This is a genomic window from Amycolatopsis eburnea (assembly GCF_003937945.1).
Classification (GTDB): Bacteria; Actinomycetota; Actinomycetes; order Mycobacteriales; family Pseudonocardiaceae; genus Amycolatopsis; species Amycolatopsis eburnea.
Map to the genome: position 1 here is coordinate 155,277 of NZ_RSEC01000048.1, position 18,614 is coordinate 173,890.

Below are 18,614 nucleotides of genomic sequence, written 5' to 3' on the forward strand. Positions count from 1 at the left end.
CCCGTTCACCTGATCGGGCAGTTTGTTCGTCGTCCGAGCCCGTTCGCGCGGAGGACATCTCAGTGACCGGGAACCGCCGGAGTTCTCCGTCGAGACCGGTGCCCGCGCGGATCGCTGGGATCGCGAACGGCTCAATCGGAGGTCAGGCCTCAGAGCCTCGTCATTAGGGCGCCGCGCGTTCTCGTCAGGGTCTCTGACCAGCACAACAGCTAGCCGAGGGGAAAGCTTGAGAGTGAAGGTGTTCTGCGGGATCGACTGGGCCGAGGACCACCACGACGTCGCCCTGGTCGACGCCGATGGTGCCCTGGTTGCCAAGCGCCGCATCGACGACTCGGCCGATGGCTTCGCCGAGCTGCTGGCCATGCTCGCCGACGCCGGCGACACAGCGACCGATCCGATCCCGGTGGCCATCGAGACCCCACGCGGCCTGCTGGTCGCCGGCCTGCGACAGACCGGGCGACGGGTCTACTCGATCAACCCGATGGCAGTGGCGCGCTATCGCGAGCGACACAGCGTCTCGCGGAAGAAGTCCGACCACGTCGATGCGATGACCTTGGCCAACATCCTGCGCACCGACGCCCACGCCCACCGGCCACTACCTGCCGACAGCGAACAGGTCCAAGCCATCGCGGTGCTGTCCCGCGCAACCCAGGACGCCATCTGGCGGCGATCCCGCGCCACCCAAGAACTCCGCGCCGTGCTGCGCGAGTATTACCCCGGCTTCCTCGCTGCGTTCGCGAAGGGCAGTGCCACCAACCTGGCGAGTGCCGAAGCGCGCGCGGTCCTGGCACTGGCGCCGACACCCGCCGCCGCCGCGAAGATCACCAAGACGCGCATCGCCGCGGCTCTGCGTCGAGCCGGCCGCCAGCGCAGCATCGACGCCCTGGCCGCGCAGCTCCTCATAGAGCTGCGCAAGCCGCAGCTGCGGCAGCCGCAAGTGGTCGAGGAGGCGTTCGGCCGCCAGGCCCTGGCACTACTGGCCACCCTCAACGCGGAGTGCGCCAGCGCGGACCAGCTCACCGAGTCCACCACCGCGGCGTTCCAGCAGCACCCGGACTACGCGATCATCACCAGCTTCCCGGGCCTGGCCGATCTGTCCGGCGCACGAGTCCTCGGCGAGATCGGCGACGATCGCGCACGCTTCACCGACGCCCGATCCCTCAAGGCCTACGCCGGCTCGGCACCCGTGACCCGGGCCTCGGGCCGCAGCATCTCCATCACCCGCCGGACCGTGAAGAACGACCGTCTCAACGCCACCGGCTTCGTCTGGGCCTTCGCCAGCATCGGCCGAGCCGGCGCACCACGCGACCACTATCACCGCCGCCGAGCCCGCGGCGACCGTCACGCCGCCGCCCTGCGGCACCTGTTCAACCGCTTCCTCGGACAGCTCCACCACTGCCTGCAGACTGGCCAAACCTACGACCCAGCCAAGGCCTTCGACCCGGCTCCCCGCACACCAACCGCGACCGCGGCTTGACAGTTAGCAGGATCGGAGGTCTATCAGCGGTCGGTCGATGCCACCAGGCCCGGTGCCCCCCCCCGTTACCTTTTTCGTAGTTCCTGATCAAGGAGCTGTGGTCGCCAGGCCTGGCATGACTAACGCCCCCAGTCGAACCCATGATCCGGGGGGTGGTGTCACCGGGCCTGGTGGCATCGAGGGACCGCTGAATAGGGACACGGCCACCTTGGGGTAGGTCTCGTCGTAACGTGGGTGCCGGCCATCGATGCTCGATCGGTGACCACGTCCGGCGAACGAACGGCATGGTGGATGAGCAGCAGTTTCGGGGTGTTCCTCGGCCTGGATGTCGGCAAGGAAGCCCATCACGCTGTCGGCTTGGATCCGGACGGCCAGCGGCTGCATGACGGGCCGCTGCCCAACACTGAACCCAAGCTGAAAGCCCTGTTCGACAAGCTCGCAGAGCATGGGCCGCTGCTGGTCGTGGTCGATCAGCCGGCCACGATCGGGGCGTTGCCGGTCGCGGTCGCTCGCGCCGCTGGTCATCAGGTCGCTTACCTGCCCGGGCTGGCGATGCGTCGCATCGCCGACCTCTACCCCGGCCGGGCGAAGACCGATGCCCGGGACGCGTTCGTCATCGCCGACGCCGCCCGCTCGCTGCCGCACACGCTGCGGCCGGTCGACGTGGGCGACGAGGCATTGGCCGAACTGGACGTGCTGGTCGGGTTCGACGACGACCTGGCCGGCGAAGCCACCCGCATCAGCAACCGGATCCGCGGGCTGCTCACCGGCATCCACCCCGCCCTCGAACACGCCATCGGTCCGCGGATCAGCCACCCGGCGGTGCTGGAAATCCTCTCGCGCTGCGGCGGCCCGGCTGGCATCGCCAAGGCCGGGCGCCGCAAGCTCACCGCCATCGCCAAGGTCCACGCACCTCGCGTCGGCGACAAGCTGGTCGAGACGATCATGACCGCGCTGGGCGAGCAGACCGTGACCGTCCCGGGCACCGCGGCCGCCGACACCGTCCTGCCCAGGCTCGCCGACAGTCTGAAAACCGTTCTCCAGCAACGCAAGCAAGTCGCCGAGCAGGTTGAGGGGATACTCGATGCGCACCCTCTTGCCGGGGTCCTGACCTCGATGCCCGGCATCGGCGTCAGGACCGCCGCCCGCATCCTGCTCGAGGTCGGCGACGCCTCCCACTTCGCCAGCTCCGGGCACCTGGCCGCCTACGCCGGCATCGCCCCGGTCACCCGCGCCTCCGGCACCAGCATCAAGGGCGAGCACCCGGCCCGGACCGGCAACCGCAAACTCAAACGCGCGTTCTTCCTGGCCGCGTTCGCAGCCTTGTCCGACCCCACCAGCAGATCCTACTACGACAAGAAGAGGGCCGAGGGGAAGAAACACAACGCCGCGCTGATCTGCCTGGCCCGACGCCGCTGCGACGTCCTCTACGCCATGCTCCGCAACGGCACCCACTACCGCCACCCCGAACCCGCGACCGTCCCCACCGCGGCTTGACAAATCCATAGGGACACCCCCCCGGATCATGGGTTCGACTGGGGGCGCAAGTCATGCCGGACCTGGTGACCACAGCTCCTTGATCAGAAACTACGAAAACGGTAACGGGGATCGGGAGGCTCGGCGCCGCTTGACTTTATGCTGCTCGGCTAACTCCAAGCACACGGTCGCGGTCGGCCGCACAGCAGTTCGAGACGAACGCGGACAGTTCTCTCACTAATTTCACTGGGGCACAGCTGGGGCAAAGCCCCTTCCAGAACCGCACTCAACCGCGCTGAAGTCCGTTGAACTGCCCCAGAGTGCCCCAGCCGACCTGCGGATTCACGGAAACCGCAGGTCAGAAGGTCTTGCGCACCTCACTGGCAGTGAGGGGGTCAGGGGTTCGAGTCCCCTTAGCTCCACATCGTGAGGAACCCCTTCGTTTCAGCCGTTGTGGCTGGTCGGAGGGGTTTTCTGCATTCCGGGTTCGATCTTCGGTGATCGTTGTTCCGCGAGATCTTGTGCTCCTGCTGGGGCAAAACTGGAGCACTGCCCCAGCCCCGGTCCGGCGTCGGCGCGGTGTTCCCGCTGCTCCCCGGCCCGGTCGACGGGTGACCCCCACCGTGGCGAAGAGGGGGACAACCGGCGCCATTCGCCCACCGTCGGCCACACTCGGTGACGGCGTGGGCGGCAGCGGCGCCGCGGTGTGCCAGCGGCGCTCGAGGTCATCGAGCAGCCGCTGCTCGACCTCCGGGGCGACGTGGGAGTAGGTCTCGATGACCCGGTTGTCCAGGTGATGACCGAGCCGGCGGGCCTGGGCGATCTCCGGAGCGCCGCCCGCGATCAGCCAGGTCTTGTGGCTGTGCCGCAACCCGTGGAACGTCAACCCCGGCCGGACCGCCGCACAGCCCGCCTTCGCCCCGGACGCCTCGCTGCCGTCGACCGCCGGGCGCAAGACGCGCCGCAGGAACGTCGAACGCCACAGCCACGTCCCGCTCGGCGTCGTGAACACGAACCCGTACCGGTGCCGCGCGAGATGTTCGCGCAGCAACTCCCTCAGGAACGGCGGCAGCGCGATCGTCCGCGCGGAGGCCCGGGTCTTCGGCGGACCGAGCCATCGCATCGACCCGGACTCGTGCAGCGCACCCACCAGCGGATCGATCACGATCACGCCGCGTCGGAGCTCGACATTGTCCCGATGCAAGCCAGCCAGCTCACCCCACCGGCACCCGGTCCACGCCGCGGTGATCACCAGCAGCCGCGCGATCGGCCCACCGAGCAGACCGGCCTGCTCGGCGATCCGCACCACCTGCTCCGGCGTCGCCCAGACCCGCTCCGCCACCGCCCGCCGTGACTGCCGACCACGACGCCTCCGCCGGCGCACCGGATTGAACGGGATCAGCCGCTCGTCAGCGGCATCAGTCAGCAGCATCGACAATAGGTTGAGTTGCGAACTCACCGTCGACGGGGCGAAACCGGCCCGCTCCAACTCCCGAGCCCACTCGGTGACGCCTAACGCTGTGATCGCACCCAGCGGCAGGTCACCGAACTTCGGCAGGATGTGACACCGCAACCGACTCCGGTAGCTCTCGATCGTCCGCAGGTCAAGATCCAGCGACCGGAACCACCGCGCCACCCAGTCAGCGACCGTGACCGCGCTGTCCGCCGGATCGATCCACACCCGCCGACGCCGATCAACCTCCAACCCGGAGGCGTAAGCGGCAGCGTCACGCCGCGAGCCGAACCCGGACACTGAACGAACACCGAAACCTTGCCGTCGATACCTCACGCGCCACGACCTATTGCCGCACTGCTCCACCCACGCCACAACGACCTCCACACCCGGCTGAGACCAACGAGGCGTTGGCCCAACAGTGCAGTTCCCCGCCGCAGACATCTTCAGCGTCCGCCCTCAAAGACGACGCAGGCGCCAGCCGGCATCCAGATGCACAAACCGGAACGACCAGTCCGTACGCACTCTCATGCCGAATAGCGGATGTCGGCGCCACGCACGCGGCAGCTTCAGGCCGATCGCGCCTCGTCGAAATTCGCGCGGATAGCCCTAGTACTGCAACGGCAGTCAGGTGAGTGGATAGCCGCGTCGTTTGTAGTGGCTGAGGCGGGCTTGGTGTCGTCGTCGGCGGCGGAAGCGTGACCAGGCCCAGACGCGCTCGGCGGCGTCGGTGACACGCAGGACAAGGCTGGTCAGCAGGCGCCGGATCTCCGGTAGCGTGATCCGATCATGCCTGGTTCGCCGACACCGACTCCCCTTTCATGGCCAGGGAGCGGGAGACGGCGAGCCAGGCATGGGCCAGCATCGACAGCGTGATGTGGGCATATCACGCCCGCCAGGACCGGACCTGGTAGTGATCGAGTCCGGCTTCGTTCTTGGCCCAGCGCGGGAAGTCCGGTCTCGCGTCAGCTACCACCCTGGCTTTGCGCGGCTGCACGTTGCTGTCGTCGCTTCGTGAGAACTGACCCCAGGAGAGTTCTGCGTCTTCATGCCGCGGTGACTCAAACCAACCCCGGGCCTGACCTGGGAGCCGGCAGGCCCCAGGTAGAGCTCGAGCCGGGTTCTTCTCCAGGTGACCTCCTGGCAGAATCCGCGTTGTGCGCTGACGACCGAACCGAGTTGTCACCATCGCTTGACGGTCGACCCCTGCGGTCGGCGACACCCTCACCGTGATCGACACAGCGAAGCCCGCCAAAACGAGCCGCTTCCGCTCGCCGCGTCTCGTCGGATCCCCGGCATGCCGATCACCCTGGACCCGCTCGCTCTGTCAACCAGACCGCCGATGCGGTACCCGGTGAGCCCGCCCGATCGCTTACCGTCCGCTCCGCAAGGCACGCTGCCTTCCATCGATGACAGAACCGACCACCCGCCAGGAAGACTCCGGAAGCTGCGCCTGAACGCGGTCCTGCACGGACCGGACCACCTCGGCCAGATTTGCCTGGTGTTGGCAGGCCGCATCGTGACGAGCAATGCGAAGTTCGTCGGTGCCCACCCTCCGTAAGCTGGCTCTGTCGTCGGCTCGGGTCACCGCCTCCTGGATGAGGCCCCGTGCTTGTTGCAGCGACTCGGCGACCTCGCCGAGTCGGCGCATGCATGTCGCCCAGGCCTTCTCTCCTTTACGGAATCCGGCGTCGGCGAGAACAGTGGACACGATATCGGCACTCAAGCCGTCCAGGGTGAGCTGTTGCTGTTCCCATCCTTGACCGTAGAGCGTTTCGCGTCCGATGAATGCGCATCCGTCGGTACTGATGGTCAACGTGGCCGCGCCGGGCGCTGCGAGCACTATCCGATGCTGTGCCGTTCCCGTCAGCGTCGCTTGCCAGGCTGCACGCCCCGCCGATTCGAGTCGAGCGAGAACCTCGAGGTTGGGGTCGTCAGGAGCAGCGGTGAGTGCGAGTGCAGTGATTCCGTAGGCGTCGACAGAGGCTTCGTTCTCGGACAGCAGCCCATAGGGGTTCTCGGTGAATGGCAGTTGACGTGCCGGCACAGGCTGGTAGGAAAACCCTCGCTTCTGCATACAGAGACCGACGGAGCGCTCCTCAGCCTCGTGCAATGCTCGGTCGACTTCCGGTGGGGTCACTGTAGCGCCGTGTAGAGGCACCGGTTGTGCCACAGCACCCGGCTGGGCGGGCGCGTCACCGCACCCGCCCAGCGGCAGCAAGCACAGCGCGGCCACGGCCGCAAGCGTGACTCGCATACGGTCACAAGCACCAGTAGTTCGACGCGACGTTCTTGTAGAACGGGGTGCCCGACAGGTTACCGATGCCGTAGCCGCGGGGGATGTCCACGTGGCTGCCGGTGTAGCCGGTGCCGCTGTAGATACGGACCGTGCACTTGGTACCGCTGTTGGACACCGACACCGCGTTGTTGAACTTGCTGTACTGGAGCAGGTTGGTGTTGTTGTCGTACACCGTGCCGGGATCTCCTGCGTAGTCCTTGCTCAGGTAGGCGCACAGAGCCCCGGAAGGGCACGCGGACGCCTCCGCCGGTGCCACCGCAGCGACACCGATGAACAGACCTGTCGCGGCCAACGTCAGGCCGCCTGCCAGCAACTTCTTCACGAGTTACATCTCCTCTTCCTTGAGGGTCAGCGCTCACCGATGGGCGGATACTCGGCGAATCGTTGACCGATTTCGGTCATACTCAGGTGTGATTTCGGCTCAGGCCAACCAGTTCGCGTACCGCCTGAGTGTCCGGTCCGGCGATGGTGTCGATCGGGCCGGTACGTTGCCTCTCCAGGCGGGTGCACCGCATTCTCAATGGTGACGCGTTGCGGGCGTCCTGGCCGTTGTCCTGCTCTGGTTTAGCCTGTCGGGGTTGTTCGGTGCCGGGATCTCGACAGCGAACAACATCCCCCGGAGAATGGGAGCCGGGCGGGGAGGTGGTGGCTCATGCCGCGTCAGGAACAGCCGCTTGATCATGATGGCGGGGTGTTGTCGCAGTTCGCGGCCGATTTGCGGCAACTGCGTATGGACGCAGGGAGTCCGACGTACCGGGCGCTGGGACAGCGGGCGCACTATTCGGCCAGTACGTTGTCCGACGCAGCCGGAGGCAAGAAGCTGCCCTCGCTGACGGTGACTTTGGGGTATGTCAAGGCCTGTCGTGGTGACGTGGTGGCATGGGAACGACGCTGGCACGACACTGCTGCCACGCTCACCGCTGAAGCCGGCCCGCAATCCGATGGCGCGGACGGCGATCACAGGGAGCCACCGTACGCGGGGCTGGCGGCGTTCCAGCCCGGTGATGCCGACCGGTTCTTCGGTCGTGACCGGGTGGTGGACGAATTGGCGGGCCGCTTGGCCCGGCAGCGTCTTCTCGCGGTGTTCGGTCCCTCGGGCTCGGGAAAGTCGTCGCTGTTGCGCGCCGGCCTGCTGCCTCGTCTTCGGGCTTCCGCTGTCCCGTCGCGGGAGGTGCTGTTCACGCCCGGCTCGCGGCCGCTGGAGGAATGTGCTGTGCAGCTGGCCGCGCTGACCGGAACGACAGCGGCGCAGCTGTATACCGAGCTGCGTGCCGACGCGCGCAACCTGCACCTGGCCATCCGCCAGGCACTCGCCGCCACGGCAGAGGACGAACTGATCGTGATCATCGACCAGTTCGAAGAAGTCTTCACGCTCTGCACCGACGGGGAGCAACGCACGGGATTCTTCGACGCCGTGCTCACGGCGGCAGCCGCCGACGGGGCACGATGCCGGATCGTGGTAGGGGTGCGGGCGGACTTCTACGCCCATTGCGCCCTGCACCCCGCCCTGGCTGCGGCGTTGACCGACGCTCAGGTGCTGGTCGGTCCGATGACGGCCGGTGAGCTGCGCGACGCGATCGTCCAGCCGGCCGTCCGAGCTGGCTATTCGGTCGAGGGTGAGCTGGTGGCGCAGCTGGTGGCGGAGACAGAGGGGCAGGTCGGAGTGCTGCCGGCGTTGTCCCACGCGTTGCGGGAGACGTGGCGGCGGCGCAGCGGCAACCGGCTGACCCTGGCCGGGTACCAAGCGACCGGCGGTATCGCCGGTGGCCTGGCCCGCACCGCCGAACAGCTCTACGAGACAATGGACGCCGCCCAGCAGCGTGCAGCCAAGCAGCTGTTCCTGCGCCTGACCGCGATCGGTGAGAGCACCGAGGACACGAAACGCCGCATCCCGCGGGACGAACTCGACCCCACTGATCCGGATCTGGACGTCGTGCTTGACCGGTTGGTCGATGCCCGGCTGATCACCCTTGGCGTCACATTCGTCGACCTCGCTCACGAATCGATAATCAAGGCGTGGCCGCGACTGCGGGACTGGCTGACCACCGACCGCGACGGTCGACGCATCCACCGTCTTGTTGCCGACGCGGTTGCCGCCTGGGAAGCAGAAGCTCGTGATCCGGGCGGCCTGCTGCGCGGTACGCGGCTAACCGTCGCCTACGAATATTTTCAAGATCGCGACCATGGGTTGACACCTCGGGAACAGCAGTTCCTCGAGGCGAGCCGCGAAGCCGAAGCCCGCGAACACACACAGCAGCAGCGCCGCAACCGGCAACTGCGATGGCTCGTCGCGGCCCTCGTCGTCCTTCTCGTGACAGTTTCTGCTGTCGCCGTCGTCGCCGTCCAGCAGCGCGAACACACACTCGCCCAGGAGCGGACCTTGAGTTCTCGGCAGATGGCTACCGAAGCGCTCGCTCTCTACACCAACCACGACACGGCATCGGCAGTGCGCCTCGGCCTCGCCGCCTATCGCGTCGCCCCGACCGACGAGGCGCGTGACGCTCTCCTGTCCGCCGCCGGGAGCAAGGAGCTACGCATCGCCAGCGATCCCACATCTCAGGGTGATGTCGCGATCCAGCCCGGCGGCCACATTGCTGCAGCCGTAAACCTTTTCGGCATCGTAAGTTTATGGCAGATCCCGATGATCCGGCTCTTGGCCACATTTACAACGGATACAAGCGCTCAAGCTTCCCTTGCCTTCAGCCCCGACGGCCGCCTGCTGGCTGTAAGCGAGGCCGCTCATTCGACACGCCTGTTCGATGTGGCCAACCCTCGCAGCCCGATAGCACTGTCATCAGTTCCCAACGACGGAGCTCCGGCATTTAGCCCAGACGGCGCCCTGCTAACAGGTCATCCGTCGCATGAAGGCGCCACCACGGGAACCTGGGACATCAGCACACCACGAAAACCTCGCGAGGTGGCCGGGCTTCCCGACAAGCCAGACGCTGTCGCTCTCGGTGTTACAGGAATCCTCTTCGTCAGGAAGACGAGCTATGACGGCTACCAAGTGTGGGACCACGCCGACCAGCCCCCTTCGCGAGACGGCGGCGACGAACTTCCGCGCGAACTCGGAGTTATCAGCGCCTTCAGTCGAAATGGCCGGAGCCTGATCACAGAAGAGGAGTCCAGCAGCCCGGAACGGCGATATCATCTATGGGATACCCGCGACATCTTTCACCCTCACCAAATCGCACAGCTGCCTATCACGCCAGGTGGTAGCCATCCTCAATTCAGCGACGACGGGAAGTTTTTGATCTTTAGCTCCTTCAATACGATACAGCTCATCGACATATCGGACGGGAAGGCGCCGCGCACGATAGCCACTCTGACGACCCAGGACTTTCCCAAGTCGGTTGTCTTCGGGGCAAATCGACACCAACTTGTATCGGTGGACCTACACAACCGAGTTAACGTGTGGGAGGTCAGCGTCAAAATCGTTGCGGAGCACGTGGGGTGACAATCCCAAAAGTGAATTGAGTAATACGTGAGACCGCGTGCAAACAACGGACCCTTCAACCGGACGCTAGAGGAGCGCCGTACGATATGCCAGCATAGCCAGACTGGCGGAGGTACGGTATTCAAGCCGACGTATTCTTCTGTGCAGATCAGATGGCTGCAGACAACTCGCTTGTATGCGCGCGCCGAGAAACGGCCCGGCCAGTACGCCCAGGAATTGGGTGAGCAGAAGCGGCCATTCGGGGCCAGCCAGGTGCCGAGGCCACCCAGGCCAGAAGTCGACGCGCGTCCCGGAGACGGCCCCGCATGCTGGACCGATGGACCCCACGCAGCATCACCGGCTTGGCTATCCTGCCCGGCAGCTGTCGCCAACTGTTCCTCCGGCGGGCTCCTCCACCCACCGCTGCGCTGGCCCGGCGGTGGGTGGAGGAGCGAAGTACAGGCAAGAACGCCGCAGACGCCGCACGCTCCCGGACCACACCCTGCGCCGGCCGGCGTCGGCAACGAGGCCCTGGCCGAGCTGGAGGTGCTGGCCGGGTTTGACGACGACCTCGCCGGCGAAGCCACCCGGATCAGGAACCGCATCTGCGGCCTACTCAGGAAGGACGAAGGTGTACTATTCGACATCGCCAACAACTTCGCCTTGCGCCACTAGGACCTCAAACAGTAAAGCGACTACGGCCCCGCCTTCCTCGACTGGATATTCAGGTGGCACCTAGCGGCGATCGAGCTGCACGCACCGCCAGGTTGAGTCGGTGTCTGAGCGGTTAGTGGTTCGGGGCTGAGATTGGAGTGTAGGCTGTGCGGCGGCGCGCGATGGTGCCTTCCGACGGCCTGGCCGGGGTTGTTCCAGAGGTGTCATCGATCGGCCACTTGGATCGCTTGGGGTGCGCCACGGGCGATCCTCGGTCCGCCTTCGGATGGCATGACCATCATGCTCTGTCCGTCGGGTCGATGATGGTCACGAGGTCCTGTACTCCGGCTATTCGCGGGTTGTGTGCGCCGAACGAGCGCAGCCGAACGGCGTGGGCGCGACGGACGATCGGGCTGCCCTGCTCGGCGATTTGCCGGCCGAGGCTCGCCGCTTCGTCGAGGTTGTGGTCGGCGAGGCACAACACGGCCGAGAGCAGGCTCCAGGTGGTGGAGTGCGTGCGGAGGTCGGGTGCGGCTGCCGCGATGGCGGCCAGCCGTTTGGTGTCGCCGGATTCGATGGCATCGAAAACCGCCTCCTCCGCGATGGCTGGGTCGGTGGCGATCGCGTAGGCATGATCAACCGTCTCAGTGGTGGCCAGTTGGATGATGCCCAGGTGCTGTCTGGCTACGGCGCTGTTGTTTGTGGACAATTTTCGGGCGAGTTCGGGGTCGGTGAGTGCCTCCTGGTTCTCGCGGAAGAACTCGGCTGATCGCGTCCAGGACGTCGCGTCGGTCCACTCGTTGAGCAGTCTCACGTGAGTGTTGAAGGTTTCCTGCATGCTGACGTAGGTGTCGTATCCATGCGTGCGGATTTCCTCCACTAGTCGCCGGAGCGCGCGTGGCGCCGGGTCGGCCGGGTGCAAGGCATGGTAGGTGTCCACTGTGGCGGTCAGCTTTGGCGATTCGACGGTGTCGCGATGTTCGTGGAGTACCGCACGCAGCGCAGGCCAGTTCGTTGCCGCGCGGAGCGCGCCGAGCAGTTCGAGATGGGCCTCCGGCAGTGCCGTGGTCGCCCACCCAGGCAGATTGTCGAGGTCGAAGTCGAGGTCGAGGACCGCGGTTCGTACGGTCTGCCGAGCAACACCAGCTAAGGCGAGCGAGACGAATTCCGGCGGCACGGCTGCTTCCTGTGCGGCGAGTTGGAGTTCTCGCCGTGCCTGGTCCGGCGAGCTGCACCGGGCCAGTTCCGTGCGTAATACAGCGCGGGTGTGGCTGTCGGCGACCTCGGCGAGCACCTCAGTCCACGCCGTCCGGGAGGTGTCCGCGGCGGTGAGTTTCCGCAACGAGCGGAGCAGCTCCGGCAGGTGGGCGAGCGGGTCGACGAGAACCGCTTCCAGGTGCAGTCCTGCGGCCTCCTTCGCGTATGCCAGCGCTTGTCCCTGCTGGTTCAGGGAAGACAGGATAGAACTGGTTCTGCTCAACGAGGTCGCGAGACCCAGACGGTAAGGCGGGTTCTCGTCCGCCAGTCGTCGAAAGAGAACCAGGGCCTCGCTGCTGTGCTCCAGGGCATGGTCATGTTGGTCCGTTTCGGCCAACAGGACGCCGAGGTTGCTCAACGAGGCCGCGACGTCAGGTAGGTGAGCCGGGTTGTCGGCGGCCAGACGGCGGCGGATGTCCACGGCTTCCTGGACCGGATCCAGTGCTTGCTCGAAGTGTCCGAGCGTCACCAACCGGGCACCGAGGTTGTTCAGCGCCCGGGCAAGGTCGGGTAGGTGTTCCGCGCCGTTATCGGTGGCCAGCCTGCGATAGAGGTCGACGACGGTTCTGCTCGGCGCCACCGCCTCTTCGTCGCGCCCCAGCTCGCTCAGTGCCAAGGTGACGTTGTGCAGAGCGCCGGCGAGGTTGGACAGATACGCGGCTGGATCGGCGTCGGCGAGTTGCCGGTAGCACTCTGCAGCGGATCGGCTGTGGTCCAGAGCGGTGTCGAACCAGCCCACGCGTAGTGCCACGGTGCCAAGGAGGTGCGTCGATTCGATGAGGGGCAGAAGCCCTGTGGTGGGGTCGCGGTCGGCCAGAGTTCGCCGAAGGGTCACGGCTTCCTGACAACGGGGTAGTGCTTCCGCATGGCGTCCGCTTTCCGACAGGCTCGTGCCGAGGTTGTGCAGTGCGGCAGCGAGGTTTGGCCGGTACGCGGTCGCGTCGTCGGCGCTGAGCTGTCGGTAGAGCTTGGTCGCCTCCTGGCTGGCGGGCAGTGCTTGCTCGAACGCCCGGAGCTTGATGAGCGTGTCGCCGTGGTTGTGCAAAGCTCCCGCGAGTTCGGGTCGATGGGCGGTGGGATTGTCGGCTACCAGCGCGCGGAAGAGGTCGACGGCCTCCTGGCTGTACTCCAGCGATGACTGCGGATCCGCCATGAGCGGGAGTACAGCGGCGATGTTGTGCAGTGCACCGGCCAGATCGGCTCGGTGGTCCTGATTCTCAGTGGCCAAGCGTCGGTAGAGGGTGACGGCCTCCTGGAGGGCGGCAATTCCCTCGTCATGCGAGTCCATCCCGATCAGTATGGCGCCGAGAGTGCTGAGGGACATCGCGAGCCCGGGTTGCCACGCAGTGGATCGGTGGGCCAGGTGCCGGTAGTTGGCGACCGCCTCCCGGCTCGTGAGAGAGGCCTGCTCATAGTCCTTGATGCCGAGGAACGCGGATGCGAGATTGTTGAGGGACATCGCGAAATCGGGCTGATGAGTCGCCGGGATCCTCGAACTCAGTTCGCGATAGATACGCACGGATTCCAGGTTGTAGTCGAGTGCCACCTCCGCCCGTCCCAGCTTCGTGAACACGCCGCCCAGGTTGTACAGCGAAAGCGCCAGACCTGGCCGGTAGCTGGCGGGATTGCTCGCGGCCAGCTCACGGTAGAGCTGCACGGTCTCGGCGCAGTGTCCGAGCGCTTCGGCGTAACGCCCGGTCCGCAGCAGCATCGCGCCGACGTTGCTCAGCGCCTCGGCGAGTTCGGGTAGGTGGTGAGGGTCGTCGGCCACCATGCTCCGGCGGGTTGCGAGGGCTTCCGCACTGCAGGCGAGGGCCTTGTCATACTGTCCCATCCTCGACCGCACGGACGCCAAGATCTGCGTCGACGTGGCGAGTTTGGCGCGATATTCGACAGGATCACAGGCCGCGAGGTCCTGCAGTAGTTCGACGGCCTCATGGCAGTACCGGGCCGCCTCATCATGCCGGCCAAGCATTGATGACAGGTTTCCGAGGTTGGCCATCGACAACGCGAACTGGGACCGCGCGGCAGGATCTGCCAGTTCGCCCAGGATTCCGGAGGCCTCCTGGATGGGTTCCACAGCCTCCTCGTGGCGGCCCAGGTTCGTCAGTATGGCGCCGCGGTTGTTCAGTGCGCCGGCCAGGTGGACCAGGTATGTGGCCGGATCTTCGGCAGCGAGATCCCGGAGCCGGTCGACCGCCTCGACGACACAGCTCAGGGCCCGTGGGAGATCACCGGCTTTCATGGCTCGATGATGAACATCGATCAAGCGCCTGGTCAGCTCCTCGCCGGCCGCCGTCCGTGCCACATCGAGACGACGTTCGTCGACGATGAGTCCCAGCTCGAATAGCGACTGTGACGAGTAAGGAATGGCCGTCGACAGCTCATCGAGCGGCAGCGGGTTGTTCGGTCGGTCGGCGAGACGCGTCAAAGCGCAAAGCGCCACACCTGCTCGCTTCACTGCGACCGCCAGGACTGCCCGCCACCGGCTGGGGTCGGCGTCGACCAGTGTGACGAGCAGGTCGGTAACTGCGTCCGGTATGTCCTGGTTGGCTCGGTCCATGGCCAGCAGGGCCACCTCGAGTTGATCCTCGCCTGCTCGTGTGACCGCACGGTGTACGAGCGCGTCGTCTCGAAGCAGCTCACGAAGTAGGTGGTCGGCGACCGGGTCAGGGCGGACGGCGAGCCCCTCGCCGTCCGCCGAGCTGAGGCAGGTTTGCAGGGTGCGCCGGACCGTGCGCCGTTCCGTCGGGTCCTCGGCGAGGTCCGTTATCGCGGTAAGCACGGTGTCGATGGCCTCTTCTAGCGGCGTGACGAGGGAAACACACGCCGCGGCTCGCCGGAGCAGTGCACGGTCCGGTGCGACGTCCGTGCGGAACCGGGTGTAGACCGTGCACCAGTAGTTCTCTTCGTGCCGCAGCACCTCGTCGTACAGCTCCTCGCGGGTAGCCGGCAGGGAGGTCGCCCCCGCTGCGGCGATCCAGCCCAGCAGCACCAGGTCCAGGGTTGTCCAGCGGGTCTCTGCGGCCGGTTGGGGCAGCACGAGTCGGCTCTGACCGTCCGTCCGGAGAGCGGCGACCGTGCGGGCGTAGATGTCGCGCGGGTTTGGATGGTGGTCGGGAAGGTCGATCTCCTCGCGCCGGTACGCGTGTCGGTCGTCGTCGAGTGAGCCGATGATGTCCGTCAGCCACTGTCCGCCGGACGACCGCGCGGTCAACATGACGACCGCCGGCGGCCCTGGTCGCATGCGCAGGACCTTGAACAGGGCGATCGCGTCCTGGACCCGGCCGTCGGCGTAGTCGAGCACCACGAGTAACGGCCCCGTCACCGCGGCGAGCGGGCCGGGATCGGTGTCCTTGGGTAGCACCCCGGTTGTCCACTTCTCGGTATGGAGCTGATGCGCCAACTCGAGGGCCAGCCGGGTTTTGCCTGCGCCACCGACGCCGCACACGACCGCGACGCCCGTACGGTCCCCACCGGCGACTTGCCGGCACCAGTCCAGCAGGACGGTCTGCTCGTCCCGCCCGGCGAACGGCACGATCGCATACTCCGCCCGCAACAGTCGAACTGGAGTCTCCGCCGTGTCCGCTGCCCGGTACGGCTGCCGCAGCGGACCATCGGTGTCCGCAGGCCTGGGCTGCGCCCGGTCGTACTCGTCTTTCCAACGCGCCACGTCAACCGGCACCCCCAGCTTTTGGCTCGTGGCGTACCGTCCGCAAGCCCGCACGAACTTCTCAACCGTCTTCCATCGGGGTAGTCCCGATCCCGCCAACAGGTCCTTCGTCGTCTGCTTCGCAAGCCTTGAGCCGGTCGCCTGGCCAGCCGCGGCGTCAAGCGCCTCGTACGACGGGTTGCCGACTTTGACGCGCAGTTCCCGCAGCCGCGCGCGAAACCCCGGTATCGGATCGTCGGTCACCGTCGCCCGCCCCGTCCGGTTTCTGGCACCGGACCAAACCGGACTACCAGTTCGCCACGCTCGACCGTGCGACACCGACAACCTGTCAGGAGATGACCATGGCGAACCAACGACCAACCTTTCTGCGCGGGGCCGGCATACTTGGCGCCGGTGCGGTCACCGCCGCGACCGCACCCATCGCGACCGCGGTGGCCCTGGGCGCCGGACTCACACTGGTGGCCATTCTGGCACTCACCGGCGCCCTGGCCAGACATAGGACACGCCGCGAGGCCGCGTACCGAGTGCTGGCCTTGTTGCTCAAGGTACTGACAACTGAGCAGGCTGCGACGAGAGATCTTGGAGTATCCCAGCGGGCCGAAGATCGGTCAGCCACGCTCAGTCACAATTCTGGCAACCCGTCGTTACGAACCCTGTGGCACAATGGCCGTCGTGGGCGGCAGGTCAATTCGAGGCAACGCAGTTGCCCGACCGATCCTGCCTGCGATCATGGCGGCGTTGGTCGCCCTTGCTGCGGCAGCTTCAGGCTTTCATGAGCTGCCTAACCTCTTCCAGCTTGGCAGCACACTCGTGGCCGCCGTCTTCGCCGCCCTGGCCACGCGCGGCTTCAAAAAAAATCTAGCAGTCCTAAATAATCGGGTTTTGCTCCTGATCAGGCATTTCCGCGCTGTCGTGCCGGGTCGACGACGTCATCGGCCCGGCCAGCGGTCTGCTGATCATGGCCTGGGCCTGGGTATAAGCGGCAACCTCACGTATCGATTGCGTGGCGACTACCGCCATGTGCCGTTGCTCCAGGCCTGCGGGGCGGCCGATACGCAGCTTGGCGGGGAAATCTTGGTGGGTAGGCAATCCTCCAACGACACCGTTCGTACCCCCAGCCCGATCAGTGATCTACACCCAACGCCAGCCCCGCAGCCGGGTCGGGACCTAAACGTCGCATACCGCTCGCAGCCTCCGGCCCGCGACGCGCGGCACACCGCGGCGGCGCTCCGCCCTCTCGCGGGCGTTGCCGAACATCCGCTCATGCCGCAGAGCGTGCGCCCTCGGCAAGCGGCGCTCGGCAGCCCAACGGCGGGGAACCGGCCGCGCGACTCGTAGCTAGTCAGTGAGGTTCCTACTGCACGGCACCGCTCGACTTGATACTGATCGACTGGCTCCAACCCCGGGGCCCGTGCCGACCGCACGTTTGTTCGCAACGAACACTGGCGGTCCTCTCACCAATTTCACTGGGGCACAGCTGGGGCAAACCCCCTGTTACAACTGCACTGAACGACACACAGTTGCTAGCAACGGCGATCAAGCGCATCATTTCATCAGGCGATTCTCTATCGCTGCAGGTCAGGGCCATGATCGACCCTCACTGGCAGTGAGGGGGTCAGGGGTTCGAGTCCCCTTAGCTCCACCATGGCGGTCTTACTCGTACCGTGGCCCGCAAGGGTCACGGAGAGCAGGTTCGCCCCGGTTGGTTCTGCGCATGCAACCCCGTCACCCTTGGCGGGGTTGTCGGCGTTTAGGGGTCGTACACACCGCTCAGAGCCTCGCTCCGGCGGTAGTACGTCCGGGTGGCTGCGTCAGCCTCAACCACGTCCCGGACCGTCTCAGCCAACTCGTGGCCGGAGACGACCTCCCCGGCTACACCGCAAGCGGGGACTTGAACCCTACGGCGAACCAGCCGTCATCATCGAGGCCGACGCGAGCGACGAAGCTCTTATTCATGCCGCCGCCGACCGCGCCCAGCAGCATCACGATGCGATTGAACACGGCCCGTCAGCCACCCAGCGCGGGTACGTCGCGCTGTTTGAAACGAGTTGGACACAAGGCTGACATTAGCGCTAGCGCGGCTCGCCTCGCCGGTCTTTTTTCTCGCGCTCTTCCCGGCCTCGCTCCCGCCGCTCTTCCCACATGGAAATAAGCCTAAAGAGCGGGCCGTCTTTCCGGAAGATCAGTGACAGGGTCGCCGCAACCGCAGCACTTATAGCCAGCCAAGCTGGAGCATCGAGAGCATTCATCTTGACGCTCCCCAAACTAGAATACTACTAGTTACAAGAGTGACACCGAACAAAGCCCACGAGTCCGCCACAATTGTATCGGCATGCAGTCCAACTTCGAGCTTGGGCAGATCAGCAATGCGCACATACAAGGCAGTATTGAGAGCAAAAGCAGTCAGAGCACAAAACCCTCTGAAGACGTAACCCAGCGCTGATTTAACTTTCACTAGATAATCTTTTGCCCCCGCAAGCGATTCTCCGATAGCTCCCGCCCCCAGAATGGCGCTAATCGCAAACAGTTCGCCGCGCTCCAAGAACTCGCGGAAAGGCGCAGGCGACGAGCGGAGGTCGGTCATCAACAGACCGAACGGCAGAAGCGCAAAGCACACACCAAAGAAGAACCACGTTGCCAGCCTTACACGAGCCGCCACCCGGCGAGCACGGTCAACTTGCTCGGCTTCCGTCTCGGTATCTGTCACGGAATCCTCGCAATCACACCTGTCAGTTGACCTGTCGTGGCTAATCCCTATCCGTCAGGTATCCCGGAGTCGCCTGCTTACAGTGGTCTGTTACGGGCTTACTGCACAGAGCCCCGAACCGTTACCAACAGCAAAGCCCCGACCCGTCACCAGGTCGGGGCACTAGCCCTAGTGGGAGCTCA

The 18,614-nt window shown here is 65.8% G+C and carries 9 protein-coding genes and 2 pseudogenes; 4 read left to right on the top strand and 7 right to left on the bottom strand.

The window, feature by feature from the left end; translation table 11 throughout:
• Positions 1-232 precede the first annotated feature (232 nt).
• The gene (locus EIY87_RS22220) at positions 233-1,477 is read left to right on the top strand and encodes an IS110 family RNA-guided transposase (RefSeq protein WP_125311760.1); all 1,245 of its coding nucleotides are present in this window, start codon (positions 233-235) and stop codon (positions 1,475-1,477) included.
• A gap of 291 nt (positions 1,478-1,768) precedes the next feature.
• Entirely contained in the window at positions 1,769-2,974 is a 1,206-nt protein-coding gene (locus EIY87_RS22225) for an IS110 family RNA-guided transposase (RefSeq protein ID WP_125311762.1), read from the top strand.
• Positions 2,975-3,311: 337 nt separating this feature from the next.
• On the opposite strand, the gene EIY87_RS47690 is transcribed toward EIY87_RS22225, so the two are convergent.
• The 4 genes and pseudogenes from EIY87_RS47690 to EIY87_RS22255 all read right to left on the bottom strand — a co-directional run bounded on the left by EIY87_RS47690 (position 3,312) and on the right by EIY87_RS22255 (position 7,027).
• Positions 3,312-4,634 carry a tyrosine-type recombinase/integrase gene (locus tag EIY87_RS47690; RefSeq protein WP_158641338.1) on the bottom strand — a complete coding sequence of 441 codons (1,323 nt, stop codon included), beginning with the start codon at positions 4,632-4,634 and terminating at the stop codon, positions 3,312-3,314.
• Positions 4,635-5,193: 559 nt separating this feature from the next.
• Positions 5,194-5,346: pseudogene (locus tag EIY87_RS22245) on the bottom strand (IS701 family transposase); the annotation flags it as partial.
• A gap of 432 nt (positions 5,347-5,778) precedes the next feature.
• Positions 5,779-6,642, bottom strand: a complete 864-nt coding sequence (locus EIY87_RS22250) for a hypothetical protein (protein WP_125311273.1) — start codon at positions 6,640-6,642, stop codon at positions 5,779-5,781.
• A 25-nt stretch (positions 6,643-6,667) separates the two neighbouring features.
• Entirely contained in the window at positions 6,668-7,027 is a 360-nt protein-coding gene (locus tag EIY87_RS22255) for a peptidase inhibitor family I36 protein (RefSeq protein WP_125311275.1), read from the bottom strand.
• A gap of 330 nt (positions 7,028-7,357) precedes the next feature.
• Between EIY87_RS22255 and EIY87_RS22260 the strand changes: the two genes are divergently transcribed.
• Both EIY87_RS22260 and EIY87_RS49265 read left to right on the top strand, forming a co-directional pair.
• Positions 7,358-10,162 carry an NACHT and WD repeat domain-containing protein gene (locus EIY87_RS22260; RefSeq protein ID WP_125311278.1) on the top strand — a complete coding sequence of 935 codons (2,805 nt, stop codon included), beginning with the start codon at positions 7,358-7,360 and terminating at the stop codon, positions 10,160-10,162.
• Positions 10,163-10,622: 460 nt separating this feature from the next.
• A pseudogene (locus EIY87_RS49265) lies at positions 10,623-10,759 on the top strand (IS110 family transposase); the annotation flags it as partial.
• Positions 10,760-11,093: 334 nt separating this feature from the next.
• On the opposite strand, the gene EIY87_RS22270 reads toward EIY87_RS49265, so the two are convergent.
• From EIY87_RS22270 to EIY87_RS22280, 3 genes are all read right to left on the bottom strand, one after another.
• Positions 11,094-15,968: a tetratricopeptide repeat protein gene (locus EIY87_RS22270; RefSeq protein ID WP_125311283.1), complete on the bottom strand. Its 4,875-nt coding sequence runs from the start codon at positions 15,966-15,968 to the stop codon at positions 11,094-11,096.
• 1,629 nt (positions 15,969-17,597) lie between these two features.
• Positions 17,598-17,726, bottom strand: coding sequence for a hypothetical protein (locus tag EIY87_RS48945; RefSeq protein WP_263855620.1), 129 nt, complete (start codon positions 17,724-17,726; stop codon positions 17,598-17,600).
• A 244-nt stretch (positions 17,727-17,970) separates the two neighbouring features.
• Positions 17,971-18,432 carry a hypothetical protein gene (locus EIY87_RS22280; protein WP_125311285.1) on the bottom strand — a complete coding sequence of 154 codons (462 nt, stop codon included), beginning with the start codon at positions 18,430-18,432 and terminating at the stop codon, positions 17,971-17,973.
• Positions 18,433-18,614 lie beyond the last annotated feature (182 nt).

Excerpts from the sequence above, each read along its gene's own strand:
- EIY87_RS22225 (WP_125311762.1), top strand. The coding sequence starts at position 1,769 with ATGAGCAGCAGTTTCGGGGTGTTCCTCGGCCTGGATGTCGGCAAGGAA.
- EIY87_RS22260 (WP_125311278.1), top strand. The coding sequence starts at position 7,358 with ATGCCGCGTCAGGAACAGCCGCTTGATCATGATGGCGGGGTGTTGTCG.